The organism is Chryseobacterium daecheongense (genome assembly GCF_003729955.1).
Taxonomy (GTDB): domain Bacteria; phylum Bacteroidota; class Bacteroidia; order Flavobacteriales; family Weeksellaceae; genus Chryseobacterium; species Chryseobacterium daecheongense.
The window spans coordinates 950,206-968,670 of sequence record NZ_RJTX01000001.1 but is presented as its reverse complement, the minus strand read 5'-3'; the positions used below and the strand labels follow the sequence as shown (position 1 = coordinate 968,670).

Genomic DNA, 18,465 nt, shown 5'->3' with positions numbered 1-18,465 from the left:
ATTTTTGCAGCTATAATAAGATGATAATCAAATTAATTAAACATACGTTTAACTTTGGAATGATTTTTGGCTATAGGGAAGTAGTAAATTTTTTTAAAACAAAACAAAATGAAATTTTCAAAAACGGTAATTACAGGATTAGTAATGTTGATGGGTGTAAATGCTTTTGCCCAAAAGAAAGGAGAAAAATTTGAAAAGCTGCAGATTGAGATGTTCCCAAAAGCAAAGGAAGGATATAAGCAAGTGTATATTCAGCTTCCGGTGGCCAAGAACGAAAACGATTTAAAAGTTGAATTCTTTGTAGGAGCTGAAAAAATGCTGGATTGTAATAAACACTTTTTGATAGGAGATGTAAAAACCCAGGATTTACAGGGATGGGGTTACAATTATTATGAAGTGGAATCCAAAGGGGAAACCGGCGGAACACTAATGGCTTGTATTGACCCGAAACTGACGAAAAAGTTTGTGACTCTTCAGCCACAGGTTGTACGATACAACAGTAAGCTACCTTTGGTGTTCTACGTTCCTAAAGATCTGGAAGTACGATACAGGGTTTTACGTCCGGATGCAATGAAAAAAGCAACTCAAAAATAATTTGAACTATAAAAAACCGCCTCGCAAATTTTGCGAGGCGGTTTTCTTTATTACCCCGAACTCATACTTAGTTTCTTGTCCCACAGGGTTTTCACGGTTTTTTCAAAAGAATATAAATTGATTCAAAAAAACTGATATATTTGTTCTTTAACAAACGAACAAAGTATGGAAAACGTATTTGACGCAAAAGATGCTCAGAATTACATTGATAGAATCAATAAACTTACCCCGGATACTCAAGGGTTGTGGGGAAAAATGACTGTTGATCAGATGTTGGCGCACTGTAACGTTTCTTATGAAATGGTGTATGAGCCGGAAAAACATAAAAAGCCGGGCTCAATCGCTAAATTTATCCTTAAAACCTTTGTGAAACCTAAAGTGGTAGGAGATAAAGCATACTCGAAAGATGGTCCTACAGCACCACAGTTTATTATTGCAGACAGAAAAGACTTTGATGAAGAAAAGAAAAGACTCATCGGCTTTATTCAGAAAACACAACAGTTGGGAGCTTCCGCATTTGATGGCAAAGAATCTTTCTCATTCGGAAAATTGAACGCTCAGGAATGGAACAATATGTTCGCTAAACATTTGAACCACCACTTAGCACAATTTGGAGTTTAATACCAAAACATATGAAAAAAATTTTATTATTCCTCATCCTTGTTTCCAATCTTGCGTTGGCTCAGATGCCGGATATTTCTAATGTATGGCGCAATAACAGTAAGCCTTATACGGGAACAATAGGTGATCAGCATCAGGAAATCAAACTGAAGGTGAACATTTCCGAACAGAACAAAAAAAATGACCAGGAATACTTTGTTTCCGGCTATTCGCTTGTAGATACTTCTTATGCAAAATTTGAAGGTAAATTCATTATTACCAAATATAAGGATAGCAAAAATAAAGGGATTGTATTTGGCGAATATGAGTTGGCGGAAGAAAATAAAGGCAAGCATTCAGGCATCTTCAAAGGAAAATTCATTTATACCTTTAAATGGAACAAAAAAACAGAGAAAATTGAAGCCCAGTACATAGAACTCATCGGAAACTGGAAAAGTTATGATGGAACACTGGACTTCAAAACCCGCTTGAAAAACCAATAAAACTATACACTATGCTTAGAAGAATACTATCTGTAGTAGCCGGTATTATTACGGGCTCACTTGCTATTGCAGCCATTGAAATGCTTGGCCATTATCTATATCCGTTACCGGCAGGAATGAAAAGCGATGATATGGAGGCCATGAAAGAATATATTCCTAACGCTCCTTTTATGGCGTTGTTTTTTGTTATTATTGCTTATGCTTTTGGGGCGTTGATTGCAGGATTTGTTTCAACAAAAGTAGCGAATGATGGTAAAAACAGATATGCCATTATTTGTGGAGTAATCTTCGTGATCATTACCATTGTCAATTTAGCTATGTTGCCAACACCCATTTGGTTCTGGGTTTTAGGAATCCTGGTTTGGGTATTGGTTATAGTAGGGTACAGATTAGCAGTAAATAAAAAAGCAATATGAAATTAGGCGCATTTTCAGTAAGTTTAAGTGTAAAAGACCTTCAGAAATCAAAAGAATTCTATGAAAAATTAGGCTTCAGTTCCATGGGAGGAAGTATGGAGCACAATTATCTCATTATGAAAAACGGGAATACCCTGATTGGTCTTTTTCAGGCCATGTTTCAGGGAAATATGCTGACATTCAATCCGGGATGGGACGAAAATGCGGCCAATCTGGAATCTTTTGATGATGTTCGTGATATTCAGAAACATTTAAAAGAAAACAATATTGAGCTTGATAAAGAAGCCGATGAATCCACTTCCGGGCCAGCCCATATTTTCTTAAAAGATCCGGATGGAAATGTAATACTGATAGACCAGCACAGATAACAATTAAAAACATAAATAAGATGAGAATACTTAAAGGAATTATCATGATTTTGGCATCCATCCTGATCCTGTGGTTGGTCATTGCAGCTTTTGTTTCAGGAGACTGCCAATATGAAAAATCAATATCCATCAATGCCCCTGTGGAAAAAGTATGGCAGAATACCAATACTTTGAAAGCCATGGATCAATGGAGCCCGTGGAATGACCTTGATCCTGCAATGAAAAAAGATTGGACAGGAGCCACAGGGCAGCCGGGAGAAAAGGTTTGCTGGGAAAGTCAGAAAGAAGCAGCAGGGAAAGGCTGTCAGGAAGTCACTAAAGTAGATGCAGCAGGTAAAAGAATAGAAACTGCCATCCAGTTTCTGACTCCTTATAAAAGCGAAGCCAATGCTTATGTAACGGTAGTTCCGGAAGGAAACGGAAGCAAAGCAACATGGGGATTTACCTCAAAAATTCCTTATCCTTTCACTGTTATGAAGCTATTCATGAATATGGAAGATGCTATTGGAAAAGATTATGAAAAAGGGCTTTCAAGATTGAAAGTTATGGCTGAAAAACCTTAATACAAAAACAACTTATAAACTAAACTTTAAAAAGAAACATTATGGCATCAGTAAACGTTTACTTAACATTTGACGGAAATTGCAGAGAAGCATTCGACTTTTATAAATCAGTTTTCGGAGGAGAATATCCTTACATCGGAACTTTTGGGGAAATGCCTCCATCAGAAGAATGTGGTGAAATGTCTGAAGAAGAAAAGAATAAAATTATGCACGTTTCCCTTCCTATTTCTAAAGAAACTGTTCTAATGGGAAGTGATACCGGAGGAGAATGGGCTTCTCACTATAAGGCGGGAAACAATTTCTCAATTTCTATCAATGCAGAATCTAAAGAAGAAGCGGATAAATTATTCGGAGGTTTATCGGCAGGAGGAATGGTGACAATGCCAATGGCAGATACATTCTGGGGAGCTTATTTCGGAATGTTTACGGATAAATTCGGGATCAACTGGATGGTAAATTACGATGATCCTGCTAAAATGCAGCAACATCCGTAATATACATATTATATATACGGAACATAGGTAAAAATAACTGGCGGAATTTTCCGTCAGTTTTCTTTTTATAATACCTTTACGAGAACAAAAAGATAACAATTAAAAACGCAAGATGAAATTTACCATTAATGAAATTAAAGCAGAACACCAGAAAGTAAAAAGTGGTGCAGATTTTCCGAAATATATCAAAGCCATTAAGGATTTGGGAGTATCCTATTATATTGTATCTGTTGAAGATGGAAATGTGGAATATTTTGATAATGAAAACCAATCGGTTTCAACTTTGGGGAAAGATAGAGCTGTAAGAAGTATTTCGGGAGGGCTTAATGTTGAACATTTCCGAACCAGGTTAAAACTCCATCAGCAGGGTGGAACAGATTATCCGACCTTTTGCAGAGACTGTGCAGATAATGGTATTTATGGCTGGAAAATGGATTTAAACAAAATGACTTGTGCTTATTTTGATCAAGGAGGCAATGAAGTCCTGATAGAACAAATACCGGCATTATAAATTGCTTATACAGGAATAATTCAATTACGAAGAGATAGAAAAATTTTCATAAAAAATATTTTTTCCTTATTATTGATAATTCATATTGATTTTAGTGAATGTGATAGATAGGAGTAATAGATAAAAATAAATTATGAAGATTGTAAAGTTGTTGGCTCTGATGATTTTCAGCTTGGGAACAACGTTTTCCTTTGCCCAGAAAAATGATCTTGGAGCCTGGTATATGTATTTCGGGAACAATAAGATCAGTAAAAAACTGAATTGGCATAACGAGATCCAATATCGTAATTTTGATGCGATAGGTGATTTGGAGCAGCTGTTGATCCGTACCGGAATCGGATATGACCTGACCGAAAATAATAACAATGTTTTACTGGGGTATGGTTTCATCTTAAGCCAGCCGTATGTAAACGGAGAAAAAACTGAAAATATTGAGCACCGTATTTTTCAGCAATATATTACCAAACAGAAATTCGGGAGATTCAATCTTCAGCACAGGTATCGTTTAGAAGAGCGTTTCTTAGAAGAAGATTTCAGGATGAGGTTCCGCTATTTATTAGGAGTGAACATTCCGATCAATAATAAAGAAATGCTTCCGAAAACCTTTTATGCTTCGGCATATAATGAGATCTTCCTGCATTTTGATAGTCCGGTTTTTGATAGGAACAGAGTATATGGGGCTTTAGGATATGTGATCAATAAAAATATGAGAATTGAAGCCGGATATATGAATCAGATCCAGGAAAATAGAAACCGGGGACAGATTCAGATCGGGTTTTATAATAATATTCCTTTTACCAAAAATTGAAAATTTTTGAAAGGGTGATTTAACATAGAAATAAAAAACTAAAAATCACAAAAACGTATGCATTCAGGAAAAAGATTTGGAGCTCTGGAGTTCATAGTATGGACGAGGAGAAGTATTTATATCTTAACAATTTTGGCGGCAATTCCAACGGTTCTTTACTTCTGTGGATGGAAATTTCTTGCCTTTCCATGGCAGCCTATAGCGATTATGGGAACAGCAGTAGCATTCATCGTGGGATTCAAAAACAATGCAAGTTACAGCAGGCTTTGGGAAGCCAGGCAGATTTATGGTGCCATCATCAATGACAGCCGGAGCTTCGGATACATTCTGAGAGATTCACTTTCCGGAAAAGATCCCGGTAGAGTAAAAGAAATGTTCAGCCGTCATTATGCTTGGCTGACTGCGCTTCGTTTCCAGCTTCGGGAACCCAGAGCATGGGAGAATATGAATACGGCACAATTTGACGAATATGCCCAGAAATATGAAATTCCCGAAAGAACTTCCAAGTTAGATGAAGAATTGAAAAGCTATCTTTCGGAAACAGAGCTTCAGTATATTCTGAGCAAAAAAAACAGAGCAACACAGTTAATGGCAAGCCAGAGCAAAGAATTGTCAGAAGTGTATGCAAGAGGAGAAATCAATGATTTTCAGTGGACACAGATCAATCAGCAATTAGTGAAATTTACGGATAACCAGGGTAAAGCAGAAAGAATTAAAAATTTCCCTTATCCAAGAAACTTTTCTTCCATTACCACCTATTTGTTGTTATTATTTATTGTTTTTGTGCCCTTCGGATTGCTGAAAGAATTTGATAAGCTGGGAGAAGGAACCTTCTTTGAAGGAATTACATTATGGTTTAATATCCCGTTTTCCTTATTGGTAACCTGGTGTTTCCATACATTGGATAATGTAGGTGAAGCCTCTGTAAACCCATTTGAGGGAAGTGCTAATGATGTTCCGATCACCCAGATCAGCCGCACCATAGAAATAGATATGAGAGATATGCTGGATGAAGTGAACCTTCCATCTGCCATTACTCCGAAAAATAATATTGTATTATAACAAAAAATAATAAATAAATGATTCACAATTATGTCATAATATCAATCGCGGTGTTATTGTCTGTGATGATATTGGTAATGATCGGGCAAAAACTAAGGGTGGCTTATCCTATTTTTCTTGTTATTGCAGGTTTACTGATAAGCCTTATTCCCGGAATGCCCCATATTGAGATAGAGCCGGATCTGGTGTTTCTAATTTTCCTTCCTCCCATTTTATTTGAGGCTGCCTGGTTTACTTCGTGGCAGGATTTTCATAAATGGAGAAAGCAGATCTTTTCCATGGCTTTCGGGTTGGTTTTCCTTACCTCGATTGTGGTGGCTTATCTTTCATCATCCATCATCCCGGGACTTACAGTGGCTATGGGTTTCTTGTTAGGCGGAGTCAACTCTCCTCCGGATGCAGTAGCTGCCACCTCCGTGTTAAAGCATATGAAAATCCCTAAAAAGATCACCTCTATTCTGGAAGGAGAAAGCTTAATTAATGATGCATCCAGTTTAATAGTCTTTAAGTTTGCTTTGGCAGCAGTTATTTCCGGGCAATTCATTTTTGGAGAAGCCGTGAAAGATTTTTTTACCATGGCCATCGGCGGAATCGCAGTAGGAGTAGGAGCAGGATTGCTTTTTGGAGCACTATTAAGAATTATTCCCTCTAATTCCAATATAGACACGGTAATTACTCTTATTGTGCCTTACATCATGTATATAGGCGCGGAACATTTCCATTTCTCAGGCGTTTTGTCTGTGGTTGCGGGAGGTTTGCTAATGTCCTATAATTCCCATTGTTATTTAAGCCATACTTCAAGAATTCAGTCGGGAAATGTATGGAGTGTACTGATATTTTTAATGAATACGCTAATCTTCATTCTGATTGGTCTTGAACTTCCGGTTGTGGTTGCTGCGATGAAAGATTATACAATTTCAGAGGGTATTTTCTATAGTATAGTGATCGGCGGAGCCATTATTTTTACGAGAATATTATACAGTTATGCTTTAATGTATTTTCCAAGAATATGTTCGAAGGAATTAAGGATGAAAGTTCCCAAACCGGATTGGCGAGAACCTTTCATCATTAGTTTTGCGGCGATGAGAGGAGTGGTTTCATTAGCGGCTGCATTATCTATTCCTGCATTTTTACCCAATGGCGAAGCATTTCCGCACCGGAATATCATTTTATTCGTAACTTTTGTTATCATTTTGATTACCTTAGTGGGACAAGGATTATTATTAACTCCGATATTAAAGTGGTTGAAAATTGATGATGCAGGAAGTGAACTGCCGGAAGAAAAACAGGAAGTGATTTTAATGAGAAAATTAAAAGAGACCGCCTTGCACAAATTGGATAATGATTTTTCCGAACTGGCAGAGAAAAACAGCTTGGTTCGCCATCAAAGGCATAAACTGGAGAATGAAATGATGCTGATGGCTGATAAGGCCCAATGTATGGCTTCCACAGGTGATTATGTGACCGCAATTAATGAAAACAAAGACGTTCTCCGCCAGATTATACAGGCCCAGAGAAACGAACTGCACCGCATGAAACGTGAAAAAATATTTGATGATCATGTGATGAGAACCATTGAGATGCAACTGGATTTTGAAGAAGCAAAAATTACGGGATTCTCACACAGCTAATGACTAAATTTAAAGAAAATGAATGTTCCCATTATTGTAAAATATAAAGTAAATGCTCCCATAGAGGAAGTATGGAAAGCACTGACCGATAAAAACGAAATGAAATCCTGGTATTTTGATATCCCGGATTTTGAGCTTAGAGAAGGAAATGAATTCAATTTTTATGAACCGGGAGAAGAGAGAAAATATCATCATCGCGGCGAAATTTTAGAAATTATTCCCAATCAGAAATTAAAGCATTCATGGGTGTATCCGGAATTCTCAAAAGAAAAAACCATTGTAACTTGGGAAATCAAGGCAGAAGATGACGGAACTTTAATCACGCTAACTCATGAAGGAATTGAGAAATTTCAGGAGCTGGGTGAAACTTTTTCACGAAACAGCTTTACAGAAGGTTGGAACGGAATTATCGGACAAAGTTTAAAAACATATCTGGAAAAATAACGATTAGGCGCAAAGCAAAGCTTTGCGCCTAATCGTTTATCTATCATCAATCATCAATCATCAATCATCAATTATAATTATGTCAAAATATACCGCACTTCGTCCTATTCTTTGGACAGAAAATCTGGATGATACCATCGGGTTTTACATGCAGATATTAGGTTTTTCCCTTTTGGAAAGAAATGATGAATGGCAATGGGCATCCCTGCAAAAAGATCAAGTGTATATCATGCTTTCCAGACCCAATGAGCACGAAAAATTTAAAGGAATAGGCTTTACGGGATCATTCTATTTCAATGTGGATGATGTGGATGCTCTATGGGAAGACTTGAAAACTAAAGCTAAAATCTGCTATGAAATTGAAACCTTCGACTGGGATATGAGAGAATTTGCAATCTATGATAATAACGGCTATATCTTACAATTCGGACAGCCTGTAAATGAAATTGGTAAAGCGGAATAAAATTTGCTATTTTTGGGGCAAATATTTAGAAATTCAATGAAAAGAAATATCATAGCAGGTTTTGCAGCCATTTTACTGTTGGCATCTTGTAACAAGGATGAAAAAATCCTGAACAGTTTGAGTGATTATAACAACTCAATGGAAAATAAAGGATACCATTTTGGAGATAAGCTTACCCTTCCGAAAGAGGTTACGGATAATGCTGAAAGCATCAGCATCAGCTTTGGAGATAAAGAAACTTCTGATCTTACAGTTGATCCTAAGTTTTTTACCCTTGGAGATAATGCGGTAACCTTCAATATCAAAACTAAAGGAGGTGAAACGTTAAACCAGGATGCAACCATCAATGTTTTTGCAAAGAGCCCTGAAAAAAATCTGTCTTATCAGATCGTAGCGGAATATCCGCATGATCCCAAAAACTTTGTACAAGGGTTTCAAATTGAAGGAAACACTATTTATGAAAGTGATGGGCAGAACGGTTCTTCACAAATCTTAAAATATACATTGGGAACAACCACTCCTTTAGCTTCCACTAAACAACCTCAGGAAGACTTTTCGGAAGGAAGTACTATTGTAGGAGATAAGGTATATCAATTAACATGGCAAAGCAAAAAAGGATATGTGTATGACAAGAATTCCCTGAAATTATTATCCGAATTTGCATACCCCAACGTGCTGGGTGAAGGTTGGGGGTTAACCTATGACGGGAAAAACCTGATTGCATCAGACGGCAGTAAGCTATTATATTTCCTAGATGCTAAAGATCCTTCCAAATTGGTGAAATATATTGCTGTAGCAGGAAGTTCTCAAGCTTATGATCAATTGAATGAGCTGGAATATCATAACGGATTTATCTATGCTAATGTTTGGCAGAAACCTGTTATTTTGAAAATCAACCCGGCCAACGGAGAAGTGGTAGGAAAGTTTGACTTTACGGAAATTGCCAAACAAAATACCAAGGGAAGCGATGATGTATTGAACGGGATTGCTTTTAAAGGCGAAAATATGTTGATCACCGGAAAAAACTGGTCGAAAATTTATGAAGTGGCAGTGAAATAATCTCTGTATTCTTATAAAGAAATCAAGAATAGCGTTCTTACAGAGCGCTATTTTATTTTTTTAACAAACAGGAATAAAATTTGCTAATTTTGAAACAAATTTAGAAACCCAGTGAAGGAAAATTTAATGGTAGGTTTTGCTACCGTAGTATTGTTGATTTCTTGCCGGAATGATGAAAAAATTCTGGATGTTTTAAGCGATTATAACAATTCTATGGAGCTTAAAGGGTATCATTTTGGTGATAAACTGGAACTTCCTGAAGAAGTTACAGATAATGCAGAAGCCATTTCTATTACTCTGGGAAATAAAGAAACCCGCAACCTCGTGATCGATCCCGGTTTCTTTACGCTTGGAGATAATAAAGCCATTTTCAATATCAAAACAAAAAATGGTGAAAATTTAAGTCAGGAGGCAACCATCAATGTGTTTACAAAAAAAGCAGAAGAAACCATTTCTTTTCAGATTGTAGCTGAATATCCTCATGATGCTGAAAACTTTGTACAGGGATTTCAATTGGAGGGGAATACTATTTTTGAAAGTGATGGTGGAAAAGGAGAATCGAAGCTTTTAAAATATGTACTGGGAACTACAACTCCTCTGGTGGTAGCCCGGCAACCTGAACAAGACTTTTCAGAGGGATGCACTATTGTAGGAAATAAGATCATTCAACTGACATGGCAGAGCAAAAAAGGATTTATCTATGATAAAAATTCACTGAAATTACTATCTGAATTTAAGTACCCGAACTTATTAGGAGAAGGATGGGGTTTAACCTATGACGGAAAACATCTGATCGCATCTGATGGAAGCAAGCAATTGTTCTTCCTCGACCCTGAAAATCCTTCCCGATTGATTAAAACCATTGCTGTTGCCGGAACCCGTTCTTATACGCAATTGAATGAATTGGAATATCATAATGGTTTCGTATACGCAAATGTATGGGGGAAACCTGTCATTTTAAAAATAAATCCGGAGAATGGTGAAGTAGTAGGGAAATTGGACCTTAGAGGAATTGCCAAAAAAAATACAAAAGGAGAAAATGATGTATTAAATGGTATTGCCTTTAAAGGTGAAAATATGCTGATCACAGGGAAAAATTGGACTAAAATTTATGAAATAACCCTGAAGTGATTAAAAAAAATAATCAATGATGATCTGTATAAAATAAAGTGTGTAAATTGGCGCATATCTAAGATTGTATCATAATAAAAGAATATTGAAACTCATACCCATCATATTGATCTGTTTTTTCTGTTCATTATCTGCACAGAATGTCCTTCCTTTGGACACTCTGAAGCTAAAAGAGGCTAAAGATATGCTTGCCGATGATTACGGAAATCTGTACATCTATAAAAACAAAGATTTCAGCCTGACGAAATATGATTCCTTGGGCAAACAGATCGGGAAAATGATGCTTACCGTTCCTTTTAAGATACAAAGTGTGCAAAATCCCTTAAGTGTTCCTTTGTTTTCGGAAAACGCTCAGGAATTGAAGCTCGTGGATCAGAATCTTAATGAGATCCAGCGTATAGATTTCAAACAAAAATTCGGGTTTATCAGAATGGCTTATGCAGAAGACCTTCAGCAGCTTTGGTTGCTGGATGACAGCATGAAACGCCTCATTCAATATAATTTCAGAAATGAAACCACCATCAATTCTTATCCTTTTGATGCCAGCTTTGATGATCTGGTGGATCTTCTCGTATTTGAAAATAAAGTGTATATCCTGACAAGAAAAAGCCTGAAAGTATACACCCTGAAATTTGAAAAGCTTTTTGAAACCCCCTTGGAAAACGGAAAGCGCTTCAGAAGAGAAAATGAATTTATTTTAATCATTACAAACAATTCCATATTAAAATACGTTCCCGAAAAAGAATTAGTGAAAATTTTTGAAGATCCCGATGCGCAAATTGTGGATAAAAACACGCTTTCTTTTTTTGAAATCAAAGCCAACAACCTTTATCTTTACAACCTCGAAAATAATAAAGAAAAGAAACAACAGACAGAACCTGAATCTGAACAGAAATCCACAGAAAAACCTATGGAGCAGTCCACAGAAAAGCCCATAGAGAAAACAGAAGAAAACTCTAAAGTGGAGCCTGTGGAGAAATCTGCAGACAATACGTTGGAAAAACTGATTCAGGATACTTCGGATGTTCAGGCTTCGGGGATTTAATTGTTGAGTTAATATCAAAAAAACAGTAAGGAGAAATATGCATATTGCGGTTACAGGAAATATTGGAGCAGGGAAAACCACTTTAACGACCATGCTTGCCAAACATTACGGATGGGATGCTCAATTTGAAGATGTAGATCATAATCCGTATCTGGAAGATTTTTATGCAGATATGAGCAAGTGGAGTTTTGCACTACAGATTTATTTCCTGGGAAGCAGATTCCGCCAGGTAAAAGAGATCAGGGAGAGTGGTAAAAATATCATCCAGGACCGTACCATTTATGAAGATGCCCATATTTTTGCAGAAAACCTTAATGATATGGGATTGCTTTCAGACAGGGACTTCAATAATTATGCTTCTGTTTTCAGCCTGATGAAATCCTTTGTTTCGGCTCCGGATCTGTTGATCTATTTGAAATCTGATGTTCCTAATCTGGTTAAAAAAATCTATAAAAGGGGAAGAGAATATGAAGCCTCTATCAGCATTGAGTATCTTTCCAAGCTGAACCAGAAATATGAAAAATGGATCTCTAATTATACAGAAGGGAAGCTCCTGATCATTGAAGTGGACGATCTGGATTTTGTAGAAAAACCGGAAGACTTCGGATTTATCCTTGAAAAGATCGAAGCAGAACTTAATGGTCTCTTTTAACAATTAATTATTATAAATTAAGGTTTCTGTAACTCTATTTCTTTCTAAATTTGTTAGAAAGAAGTTCTTAATTCAAAAAGCAAAAAAAATGTTAGTGAAGGTTCTGCATAATGGAAATTGTTCAAAATCCAATGCTGTATTAGAGTATTTGGACGAAAACGGAGTGCCGTTCGAGATCATTAATATTGTGGATGATCCGTTGAGTATTTTGGAGATTAGGACAGTATTAAAGAAGCTTAATCAAAGTGTTTTTCATATCATCCGCAAAACGGAAAAGCTGTATATGGAAAAATTTGCGGCTCACAATTATTCCGAAGATGAATGGATTAAAATTCTATCGGAAAACCCTTCCTTAATTCAAAGACCTATCCTTATCAAAGGATCTGTAGCAATGTTGGGAAGACCTATTGAAAACGTTAAGTTTTTTATTGAGAAATAATGGGAAGAACATTAAAAATATAAACCAAAAAAGTCAGCTTTTAAGCTGACTTTTTATTTAAAGAAGAATCACACCTTCTATTTTGGCTACTTCTTTATAAATCTTCACCACCTGATCTGCATCCAAAACAAATGCATTGATATTGCAGGCTGTATATTTTCCGTTTTTACTCTCTCGGTTTCCCAAGGTGAATTTTATACCATCAAAAACCCTGTAAATTTCAGTAAGTTTAGCCTGATCGGTCGGGATAATAAATTTAAATAAATAATCTTCCGGAAAATCGTGATGATCTTCCAGTTTCTCCCTTAGAGAGTTATAAAAATCCTCTGGGCTTGCATGTTGATTTCCTTGTAATATATCCATCTACAAATATTAAATTATATATAAATATAATGAAATTTTCTTTATTTTCCAAGTGGCCCTAATAACGATTTGGAGTTTTGATGCTCATAATCCTCAATGATATTGAACATACCATTCACCAGTTGTTCTGAGGCAAGCTGGCTTAATCCGCCTGCGTTCACCGTGCTATTATTTCCACCCAAAAGGCTTCCTAATAAATTACTTCCTGAGAGAGCGGTATTGATTGTTTTTACGATACCATATTGATTGAGCTTTTCGTCAACTTTCGGTGCAATAGCAGCAACCAATTGCTGGGAAGTTTTCTCTTTAAGGATCTGAGTAGCAGTAGTACCTTGTATAATTCTTGTTACATCCTGAGCATTTAAGCTATTCACAGCACCTTCCAGAATAGGTCTTGAAATATTGACCGTATAAGATGCTGCCTGGGCAATATAATCTCTTTCCTTAGCCACTAATGAAGGGGCAATTTTCTCCAAAGTAGAATTAATATCCCTCAATTGCTTTGGTAGCGCTTTATCCACCAGGTTATTTTGCAGGAAAGCCTCTTTATTGCTGTAAATACCCATTCCTTTATCTATTCCGTTCAGCAATAACCTTTTAATTAGAGATAAACCCAAATCGGTAGTTGCCAGAGTAGTGCAGGATTGCATGGTAGTATTGATTACTGCTCCGGTTCCTATAACTAAAGCAGCTGCGATAATATATTTTTTCATTTAATAATGGTCTATTGCTTAGTGTTTTCAAATTTTGAGCCAAATTTAACAAATTGTTGGTTTTACCCAAGATAAAAACTAATAAAGATAAGATAGTTTTACTTAATAATTAAATTAAAATTCAGAGAAAAGCTTAATAAAAATTCATATATTTTCTTAATCAATATAACATAATATAATCGTTATAAATTATTTAAGATAAATTAACAATGTTAGAGATATTTTTATAATTTTGACTAATGTCTTTTTTTGAGAATTAGAAGATATTGAGCTGAAATAGCTGAAAAATTAAGCTTTTTGATTGTACAAAATAAAATAAAACTATATGAAACAAAGTGATTTAAAGTATTCATGTCTCATTGCTGTTTTATACTTCGGTATGAACGTTAATGCGCAGGTTACGCCTCAGGATACTGTTGCTAAGGAACAGAAAATTGAGGAGGTGGTACTGATTGGATATGGATCCCAGAAGAAAGCCAATGTAACAGGTAGTATTGCTACGATAAGTGCTAAAGACTTAGCGGATAAGCCCAATGCAAATCCTATCAGTTCCGTTCAGGGTAAGGTTGCAGGTGTTCAAATCCTTAACTCAGGAACACCAGGAGGCTCACCTAGGGTTGATATTAGGGGGATTAGTTCTCTAACAGGAAAAACCGTTTTTATTGTTGACGGAATGATTACTGATGATATTTCTTTTTTAAGTCCTCAAGATATTGAATCAATGAGTATTCTTAAAGATCCTTCAAGTTTGGCAATTTATGGAGCGCGAGCATCCAATGGTGCTGTAATCATTAAAACTAAAACAGGAAGAGGTAAAAAACCTGTATTTAATTTTAATTCTTATTTAGGAATCAAAACTGTGACTAACGTTCCAGATATGGTTAACTCTGATCAGTATATTGAGTTATATAATGAAAAATTAAGTAATGAAGGTGTAACTGATCCTACAAAATTCCTAAGCAGATCTAATTTTCCTGCTGATACCAAATGGTTCAAAGAAATTCTCAGAAACAGTATCATCAATTCGAATGATCTTTCTGCAGCCGGAACTCTTGGTAAACTTAATTATTATTTAAGTGTTGGTTTTTTACAAGATGAAGGAAACTTAGCCGCTGGAAGTGGTATTAACTCGGGGAGCGGTTTTAATAGATTTAATTCTAAAGTTAATTTGAGCTATAAAATCACAAAGAATTTAACGATCGGTGATAATTTCACATTCTCAAAAATGCGTACTGATTTAGCACAAAACCCTTTATTGGATGCATATAGTTCTCCTCCTGTTTATGCTCCGATAAATCCAAGTACAGGAAATTATCAATATTTTACATTAGTTAATATAACAAATCCGAGAGCAAAATTAGACTTGTTTAGATCACAGACTAGAGAAGAAAGACTTTTAAATAATATTTGGGGAGAATATAAATTCTTAAATGATTTTACCTTCAGAATAAGTTATACATCAGATAATATTAATACAAACCAGTATGAATACACACCTGTAAGTACTTATGTTCCAAATCCAGGAAAATCTAAATTAATTACTAGAGACTCAAGAACCAGAAATTATGTATGGGACAATACCCTTAGCTGGAAAAAAGATTTTGGTAAACATAACTTAGAGTTATTAGCAGGTTTTTCTCGTACAAGAAACTCCTATGCCCAAGCTTATGCAGAAGCATTGAATGTTTATTATAATGGTGATAATTCTTCCTTGGAAATTGCTAACGGGACCGATATTTATATGACAACATATGATAAGGGTTCTCGAAATGTTATTCCTTATCAGGATAGAATAGAATCTTTCTTTGGAAGATTAAATTATGATTATGGAGGGAAATATCTTATCAATGCATCTATTCGTAGAGATGGAACCTCTAAATATTCTGAGAATGACAGATATCGTACATTTCCGGCTATTAGTGCAGGATGGGTGATATCTAAAGAAAACTTCATGAGTGATCAAAATCTTTTTAATTTATTAAAATTGAGAGCAAGCTGGGGTAAATTAGGAAATCCTGATGTACAGAGAGCTTATACGCTTAATACTTCAATAATTAATGCGGGAGCTTATTATGGAAATAATGGTTCACCGGCTCAAACAATAGACCAAATTATAGATCCAAACATAGGCTGGGAAACTACTACCGGTAGAGATATAGGTTTGGAAATGGCATTATTGAATAATAAATTGAAAATCGAAGCTACTTATTTTGATAAAGATACTAAAGATGTTGTCTATGGTATAGTACAAGGTACAGTATCTGGAGCTACAAACTGGAATAATTATATTACCAATGCTTATTCTTTCAATAATAGAGGCTTCGAAGCTTCTGTAAACTATGATACTAAAATTAATGAGAATGTAAGAATAGGAGTTTATGGAAATCTTACCACGTTGAAGAATGAAATTACTTCAGTATATGGAGGATCATATCTTGAGACGGGAGCCAGCTTATTTGGAAATTCAATTATAAGGTTACAGGAGGGGCAGTCGGTAGGTTCTTATTACGGCTATCAGGTGGTAGGAGTTTTCCAAAACCAGGCAGAGGTAAGCGGATGGGCAACACAAAATGGTGCAAAACCAGGTGGATTTAAATTTGCGGATATCGATGGAAACGGAATTATTGATGCTAGAGACAAAACATTCTTAGGCAGTCCTGTTCCAAAAGGAACCTATGGATTTGGTTTCAATATGAATGTTTACGATTTTGATTTTGCTATAGATTTCCAAGGTGTTTTTGGAAACAAAATTTACAACTATAACAGAGAACAACGTTTTGGTAATGAAAGTTGGGATTTAGATTTTTATAATAACAGATGGCATGGTGCAGGAACATCCAATACTTATGCAATGGCAACCAATGATCAATCTATTATTTTACCCAATAGTTTTTACGTAGAAGACGGAAGTTATTTCAGAATTAGAAATATCCAGATTGGTTATAACTTACCAAAAGCTTTTGCTAACTCATTATCTATAACAAGGCTAAGGCTATATGTAAGTGCACAAAACCCTTGGACAAGCTTCAAATACAATGGGTTTTCACCGGAAATTTTAAATACGGATAGAGTACAGATGGGTATTGATAATAATATCTATCCAATTTCAGCAATCTATACCTTTGGTATGAATCTAACATTTTAATTAAAAAATTATGAAAAAAATATTTTTATCAATCACGCTGTTAGTATTTGTGACGAGCTGTAAAGATGATTATTTAGATATAAAACAGGAAGGAGTAGTAGAAGCTTCAGCGTTTTTTAAAACGCAAGAAGATGCTATACAGGCAACTAGTGCAATCTATAGTTTTCTAAGAAGTTGGGAAAATTCTGCCTTCCCTTATCAATATGTATTTGGAGTACCAGCAGATGACGTTATAAAGGGATCAAATCCTGGTGATGCTTCTTTTATTAATGTTTATGATAACTTTACTTATACCCAAAGTGATGGAGGGGTAGAGGGGTATTGGATTGGTCAATGGCAAGCAGTGAACAGATGTAATCAGGTAATTACCAATGTACCTAATATAGAAATGGACGCAACATTGAAAAATAGATTAATTGCTGAAGCTAAAATGCTAAGGGCATACTTCTATTTTAATTTGGTAAGAATCTATGGTGGGGTTCCTATTTATGATGGCCTTCAAGCTAATTATAATATTCCAAGAAATAGTATTAATGAAGTTTATGATTTTATAATTTCAGACCTTACAGCGGCGGCGGCTGTTTTACCTCAAACCTATCCTGCAAGTGATCTTGGAAGAGTTACAAAAGGTGGGGCTTTAGGACTATTATCAAAAGTATATCTATACAAAAAAGATTGGCAAAAAGCTTACGATACGTCTAATCAAGTTATTTCCATGGGATATTCTTTGGATCCGGATTTCAACCATTTGTTTAGACCAGCTGGAGAATTTGGTACGGAATCGATATTTGAAGTAAATTGCCAATGTTCATCTCAATATGGAGGTAGTCAATATGCTGAGGTTCAAGGGGTTAGAAATCAATTTGGTTGGGGGTTCTTTACACCATCCCAGGCTTTGGAAAATGCGTTTGAAGCAGGAGATATAAGAAAGGAACTAACAATACTTAGAAATGGAGAAACTACTCCTGAAGGTGACCTTATTCAGAAAGGTGATCCGTTATCTGTGGATACTTATAACCAGAAAGTATATGTTCCTAAAGCTTTAAACAATAATGCTTGCGGTTACGGTTCTATTCAGAATATTCGGATTTTACGTTTCGCTGAAATATTACTGATTAATGCTGAAGCAGCTAATGAACTAGGTAATACAGCTACAGCTATTACAAATCTTAACAAAGTCAGAACCAGAGCTCAATTAGCAAATACTACTGCTACTACTCAAGCTGCTTTGAGAACCGCAATCTGGAATGAAAGAAGAGTAGAGCTTGCTTTGGAAGGAGATCGTTTTGTAGATTTAGTGAGAACCGGACAAGCAGCTACAGTACTTGCCTCATATGGATTTACACCTGGAAAGAATGAATTATTCCCGATTCCATTAAATTCTATTAATCAAAGTAACGGTGTTTTAACGCAAAACCCCGGATATTAAAATAACTTAAAAACCTAGAGGAGAATGAAAGT

At 35.7% G+C, this 18,465-nt stretch carries 22 protein-coding genes; 20 read left to right on the top strand and 2 right to left on the bottom strand.

The window, feature by feature from the left end; genetic code table 11:
- Positions 1-108 precede the first annotated feature (108 nt).
- The 18 genes from EGI05_RS04535 to EGI05_RS04450 all read left to right on the top strand — a co-directional run bounded on the left by EGI05_RS04535 (position 109) and on the right by EGI05_RS04450 (position 12,783).
- Positions 109-594, top strand: coding sequence for an ecotin (locus EGI05_RS04535; protein WP_123261860.1), 486 nt, complete (start codon positions 109-111; stop codon positions 592-594).
- A 165-nt stretch (positions 595-759) separates the two neighbouring features.
- Complete coding sequence (locus EGI05_RS04530) at positions 760-1,215, top strand: DUF1569 domain-containing protein (protein WP_123261859.1); 456 nt, start codon at positions 760-762, stop codon at positions 1,213-1,215.
- A gap of 11 nt (positions 1,216-1,226) precedes the next feature.
- Entirely contained in the window at positions 1,227-1,697 is a 471-nt protein-coding gene (locus tag EGI05_RS04525; RefSeq protein WP_123261858.1) for a hypothetical protein, read from the top strand.
- Positions 1,698-1,708: 11 nt separating this feature from the next.
- The gene (locus tag EGI05_RS04520; protein WP_123261857.1) at positions 1,709-2,113 is read left to right on the top strand and encodes a hypothetical protein; all 405 of its coding nucleotides are present in this window, start codon (positions 1,709-1,711) and stop codon (positions 2,111-2,113) included.
- Positions 2,110-2,481 carry a VOC family protein gene (locus EGI05_RS04515; RefSeq protein ID WP_123261856.1) on the top strand — a complete coding sequence of 124 codons (372 nt, stop codon included), beginning with the start codon at positions 2,110-2,112 and terminating at the stop codon, positions 2,479-2,481. The genes EGI05_RS04520 and EGI05_RS04515 overlap by 4 nt, the downstream gene beginning before the upstream one ends.
- A gap of 20 nt (positions 2,482-2,501) precedes the next feature.
- The gene (locus EGI05_RS04510) at positions 2,502-3,044 is read left to right on the top strand and encodes an SRPBCC family protein (RefSeq protein WP_123261855.1); all 543 of its coding nucleotides are present in this window, start codon (positions 2,502-2,504) and stop codon (positions 3,042-3,044) included.
- A gap of 41 nt (positions 3,045-3,085) precedes the next feature.
- Positions 3,086-3,538, top strand: a complete 453-nt coding sequence (locus EGI05_RS04505; protein ID WP_123261854.1) for a VOC family protein — start codon at positions 3,086-3,088, stop codon at positions 3,536-3,538.
- A 112-nt stretch (positions 3,539-3,650) separates the two neighbouring features.
- Positions 3,651-4,049, top strand: a complete 399-nt coding sequence (locus EGI05_RS04500; protein ID WP_123261853.1) for a DUF1398 domain-containing protein — start codon at positions 3,651-3,653, stop codon at positions 4,047-4,049.
- Positions 4,050-4,182: 133 nt separating this feature from the next.
- Positions 4,183-4,857, top strand: coding sequence for a DUF2490 domain-containing protein (locus EGI05_RS04495; protein WP_123261852.1), 675 nt, complete (start codon positions 4,183-4,185; stop codon positions 4,855-4,857).
- A gap of 57 nt (positions 4,858-4,914) precedes the next feature.
- Positions 4,915-5,919: a bestrophin family protein gene (locus tag EGI05_RS04490; protein WP_123261851.1), complete on the top strand. Its 1,005-nt coding sequence runs from the start codon at positions 4,915-4,917 to the stop codon at positions 5,917-5,919.
- A 17-nt stretch (positions 5,920-5,936) separates the two neighbouring features.
- On the top strand, positions 5,937-7,550 hold the full coding sequence (locus EGI05_RS04485) for a Na+/H+ antiporter (protein ID WP_123261850.1): 1,614 nt from the start codon (positions 5,937-5,939) through the stop codon (positions 7,548-7,550).
- 18 nt (positions 7,551-7,568) lie between these two features.
- The gene (locus EGI05_RS04480) at positions 7,569-7,994 is read left to right on the top strand and encodes an SRPBCC family protein (RefSeq protein ID WP_123261849.1); all 426 of its coding nucleotides are present in this window, start codon (positions 7,569-7,571) and stop codon (positions 7,992-7,994) included.
- 79 nt (positions 7,995-8,073) lie between these two features.
- A complete protein-coding gene (locus tag EGI05_RS04475; protein WP_185144954.1) occupies positions 8,074-8,457 on the top strand; it encodes a VOC family protein in 384 nt (127 codons plus the stop codon).
- 36 nt (positions 8,458-8,493) lie between these two features.
- A complete protein-coding gene (locus EGI05_RS04470) occupies positions 8,494-9,516 on the top strand; it encodes a glutaminyl-peptide cyclotransferase (RefSeq protein ID WP_123261848.1) in 1,023 nt (340 codons plus the stop codon).
- A gap of 111 nt (positions 9,517-9,627) precedes the next feature.
- A complete protein-coding gene (locus EGI05_RS04465) occupies positions 9,628-10,647 on the top strand; it encodes a glutaminyl-peptide cyclotransferase (RefSeq protein WP_123261847.1) in 1,020 nt (339 codons plus the stop codon).
- An 85-nt stretch (positions 10,648-10,732) separates the two neighbouring features.
- Positions 10,733-11,692 carry a hypothetical protein gene (locus tag EGI05_RS04460; RefSeq protein ID WP_123261846.1) on the top strand — a complete coding sequence of 320 codons (960 nt, stop codon included), beginning with the start codon at positions 10,733-10,735 and terminating at the stop codon, positions 11,690-11,692.
- 37 nt (positions 11,693-11,729) lie between these two features.
- Positions 11,730-12,344, top strand: coding sequence for a deoxynucleoside kinase (locus tag EGI05_RS04455; protein WP_121460718.1), 615 nt, complete (start codon positions 11,730-11,732; stop codon positions 12,342-12,344).
- An 88-nt stretch (positions 12,345-12,432) separates the two neighbouring features.
- A complete protein-coding gene (locus EGI05_RS04450; protein ID WP_123261845.1) occupies positions 12,433-12,783 on the top strand; it encodes an ArsC/Spx/MgsR family protein in 351 nt (116 codons plus the stop codon).
- A 57-nt stretch (positions 12,784-12,840) separates the two neighbouring features.
- Here the strand turns inward: EGI05_RS04450 and EGI05_RS04445 are convergent, their stop codons facing one another.
- Positions 12,841-13,146, bottom strand: coding sequence for a DUF493 family protein (locus EGI05_RS04445; RefSeq protein ID WP_123261844.1), 306 nt, complete (start codon positions 13,144-13,146; stop codon positions 12,841-12,843).
- A gap of 41 nt (positions 13,147-13,187) precedes the next feature.
- A complete protein-coding gene (locus EGI05_RS04440; RefSeq protein WP_123261843.1) occupies positions 13,188-13,859 on the bottom strand; it encodes a DUF4197 family protein in 672 nt (223 codons plus the stop codon).
- A gap of 325 nt (positions 13,860-14,184) precedes the next feature.
- Between EGI05_RS04440 and EGI05_RS04435 the strand changes: the two genes are divergently transcribed.
- Both EGI05_RS04435 and EGI05_RS04430 read left to right on the top strand, forming a co-directional pair.
- Positions 14,185-17,004, top strand: coding sequence for a SusC/RagA family TonB-linked outer membrane protein (locus EGI05_RS04435; protein WP_123261842.1), 2,820 nt, complete (start codon positions 14,185-14,187; stop codon positions 17,002-17,004).
- 49 nt (positions 17,005-17,053) lie between these two features.
- Entirely contained in the window at positions 17,054-18,433 is a 1,380-nt protein-coding gene (locus EGI05_RS04430) for a RagB/SusD family nutrient uptake outer membrane protein (protein ID WP_228428545.1), read from the top strand.
- Positions 18,434-18,465: the final 32 nt, after the last annotated feature.

What these genes read in the sequence shown, in the direction of transcription:
- EGI05_RS04525 (WP_123261858.1), top strand. Translation starts at nt 1,227, where the DNA reads ATGAAAAAAATTTTATTATTCCTCATCCTTGTTTCCAATCTTGCGTTG.
- EGI05_RS04535 (WP_123261860.1), top strand. Translation starts at nt 109, where the DNA reads ATGAAATTTTCAAAAACGGTAATTACAGGATTAGTAATGTTGATGGGT.
- EGI05_RS04435 (WP_123261842.1), top strand. Translation starts at nt 14,185, where the DNA reads ATGAAACAAAGTGATTTAAAGTATTCATGTCTCATTGCTGTTTTATAC.
- EGI05_RS04515 (WP_123261856.1), top strand. Translation starts at nt 2,110, where the DNA reads ATGAAATTAGGCGCATTTTCAGTAAGTTTAAGTGTAAAAGACCTTCAG.
- EGI05_RS04490 (WP_123261851.1), top strand. Translation starts at nt 4,915, where the DNA reads ATGCATTCAGGAAAAAGATTTGGAGCTCTGGAGTTCATAGTATGGACG.
- EGI05_RS04450 (WP_123261845.1), top strand. Translation starts at nt 12,433, where the DNA reads ATGTTAGTGAAGGTTCTGCATAATGGAAATTGTTCAAAATCCAATGCT.
- EGI05_RS04495 (WP_123261852.1), top strand. Translation starts at nt 4,183, where the DNA reads ATGAAGATTGTAAAGTTGTTGGCTCTGATGATTTTCAGCTTGGGAACA.
- EGI05_RS04510 (WP_123261855.1), top strand. Translation starts at nt 2,502, where the DNA reads ATGAGAATACTTAAAGGAATTATCATGATTTTGGCATCCATCCTGATC.
- EGI05_RS04440 (WP_123261843.1), bottom strand. Translation starts at nt 13,859, where the DNA reads ATGAAAAAATATATTATCGCAGCTGCTTTAGTTATAGGAACCGGAGCA.
- EGI05_RS04470 (WP_123261848.1), top strand. Translation starts at nt 8,494, where the DNA reads ATGAAAAGAAATATCATAGCAGGTTTTGCAGCCATTTTACTGTTGGCA.
- EGI05_RS04520 (WP_123261857.1), top strand. Translation starts at nt 1,709, where the DNA reads ATGCTTAGAAGAATACTATCTGTAGTAGCCGGTATTATTACGGGCTCA.
- EGI05_RS04480 (WP_123261849.1), top strand. Translation starts at nt 7,569, where the DNA reads ATGAATGTTCCCATTATTGTAAAATATAAAGTAAATGCTCCCATAGAG.
- EGI05_RS04455 (WP_121460718.1), top strand. Translation starts at nt 11,730, where the DNA reads ATGCATATTGCGGTTACAGGAAATATTGGAGCAGGGAAAACCACTTTA.
- EGI05_RS04505 (WP_123261854.1), top strand. Translation starts at nt 3,086, where the DNA reads ATGGCATCAGTAAACGTTTACTTAACATTTGACGGAAATTGCAGAGAA.
- EGI05_RS04500 (WP_123261853.1), top strand. Translation starts at nt 3,651, where the DNA reads ATGAAATTTACCATTAATGAAATTAAAGCAGAACACCAGAAAGTAAAA.
- EGI05_RS04475 (WP_185144954.1), top strand. Translation starts at nt 8,074, where the DNA reads ATGTCAAAATATACCGCACTTCGTCCTATTCTTTGGACAGAAAATCTG.
- EGI05_RS04445 (WP_123261844.1), bottom strand. Translation starts at nt 13,146, where the DNA reads ATGGATATATTACAAGGAAATCAACATGCAAGCCCAGAGGATTTTTAT.
- EGI05_RS04530 (WP_123261859.1), top strand. Translation starts at nt 760, where the DNA reads ATGGAAAACGTATTTGACGCAAAAGATGCTCAGAATTACATTGATAGA.
- EGI05_RS04485 (WP_123261850.1), top strand. Translation starts at nt 5,937, where the DNA reads ATGATTCACAATTATGTCATAATATCAATCGCGGTGTTATTGTCTGTG.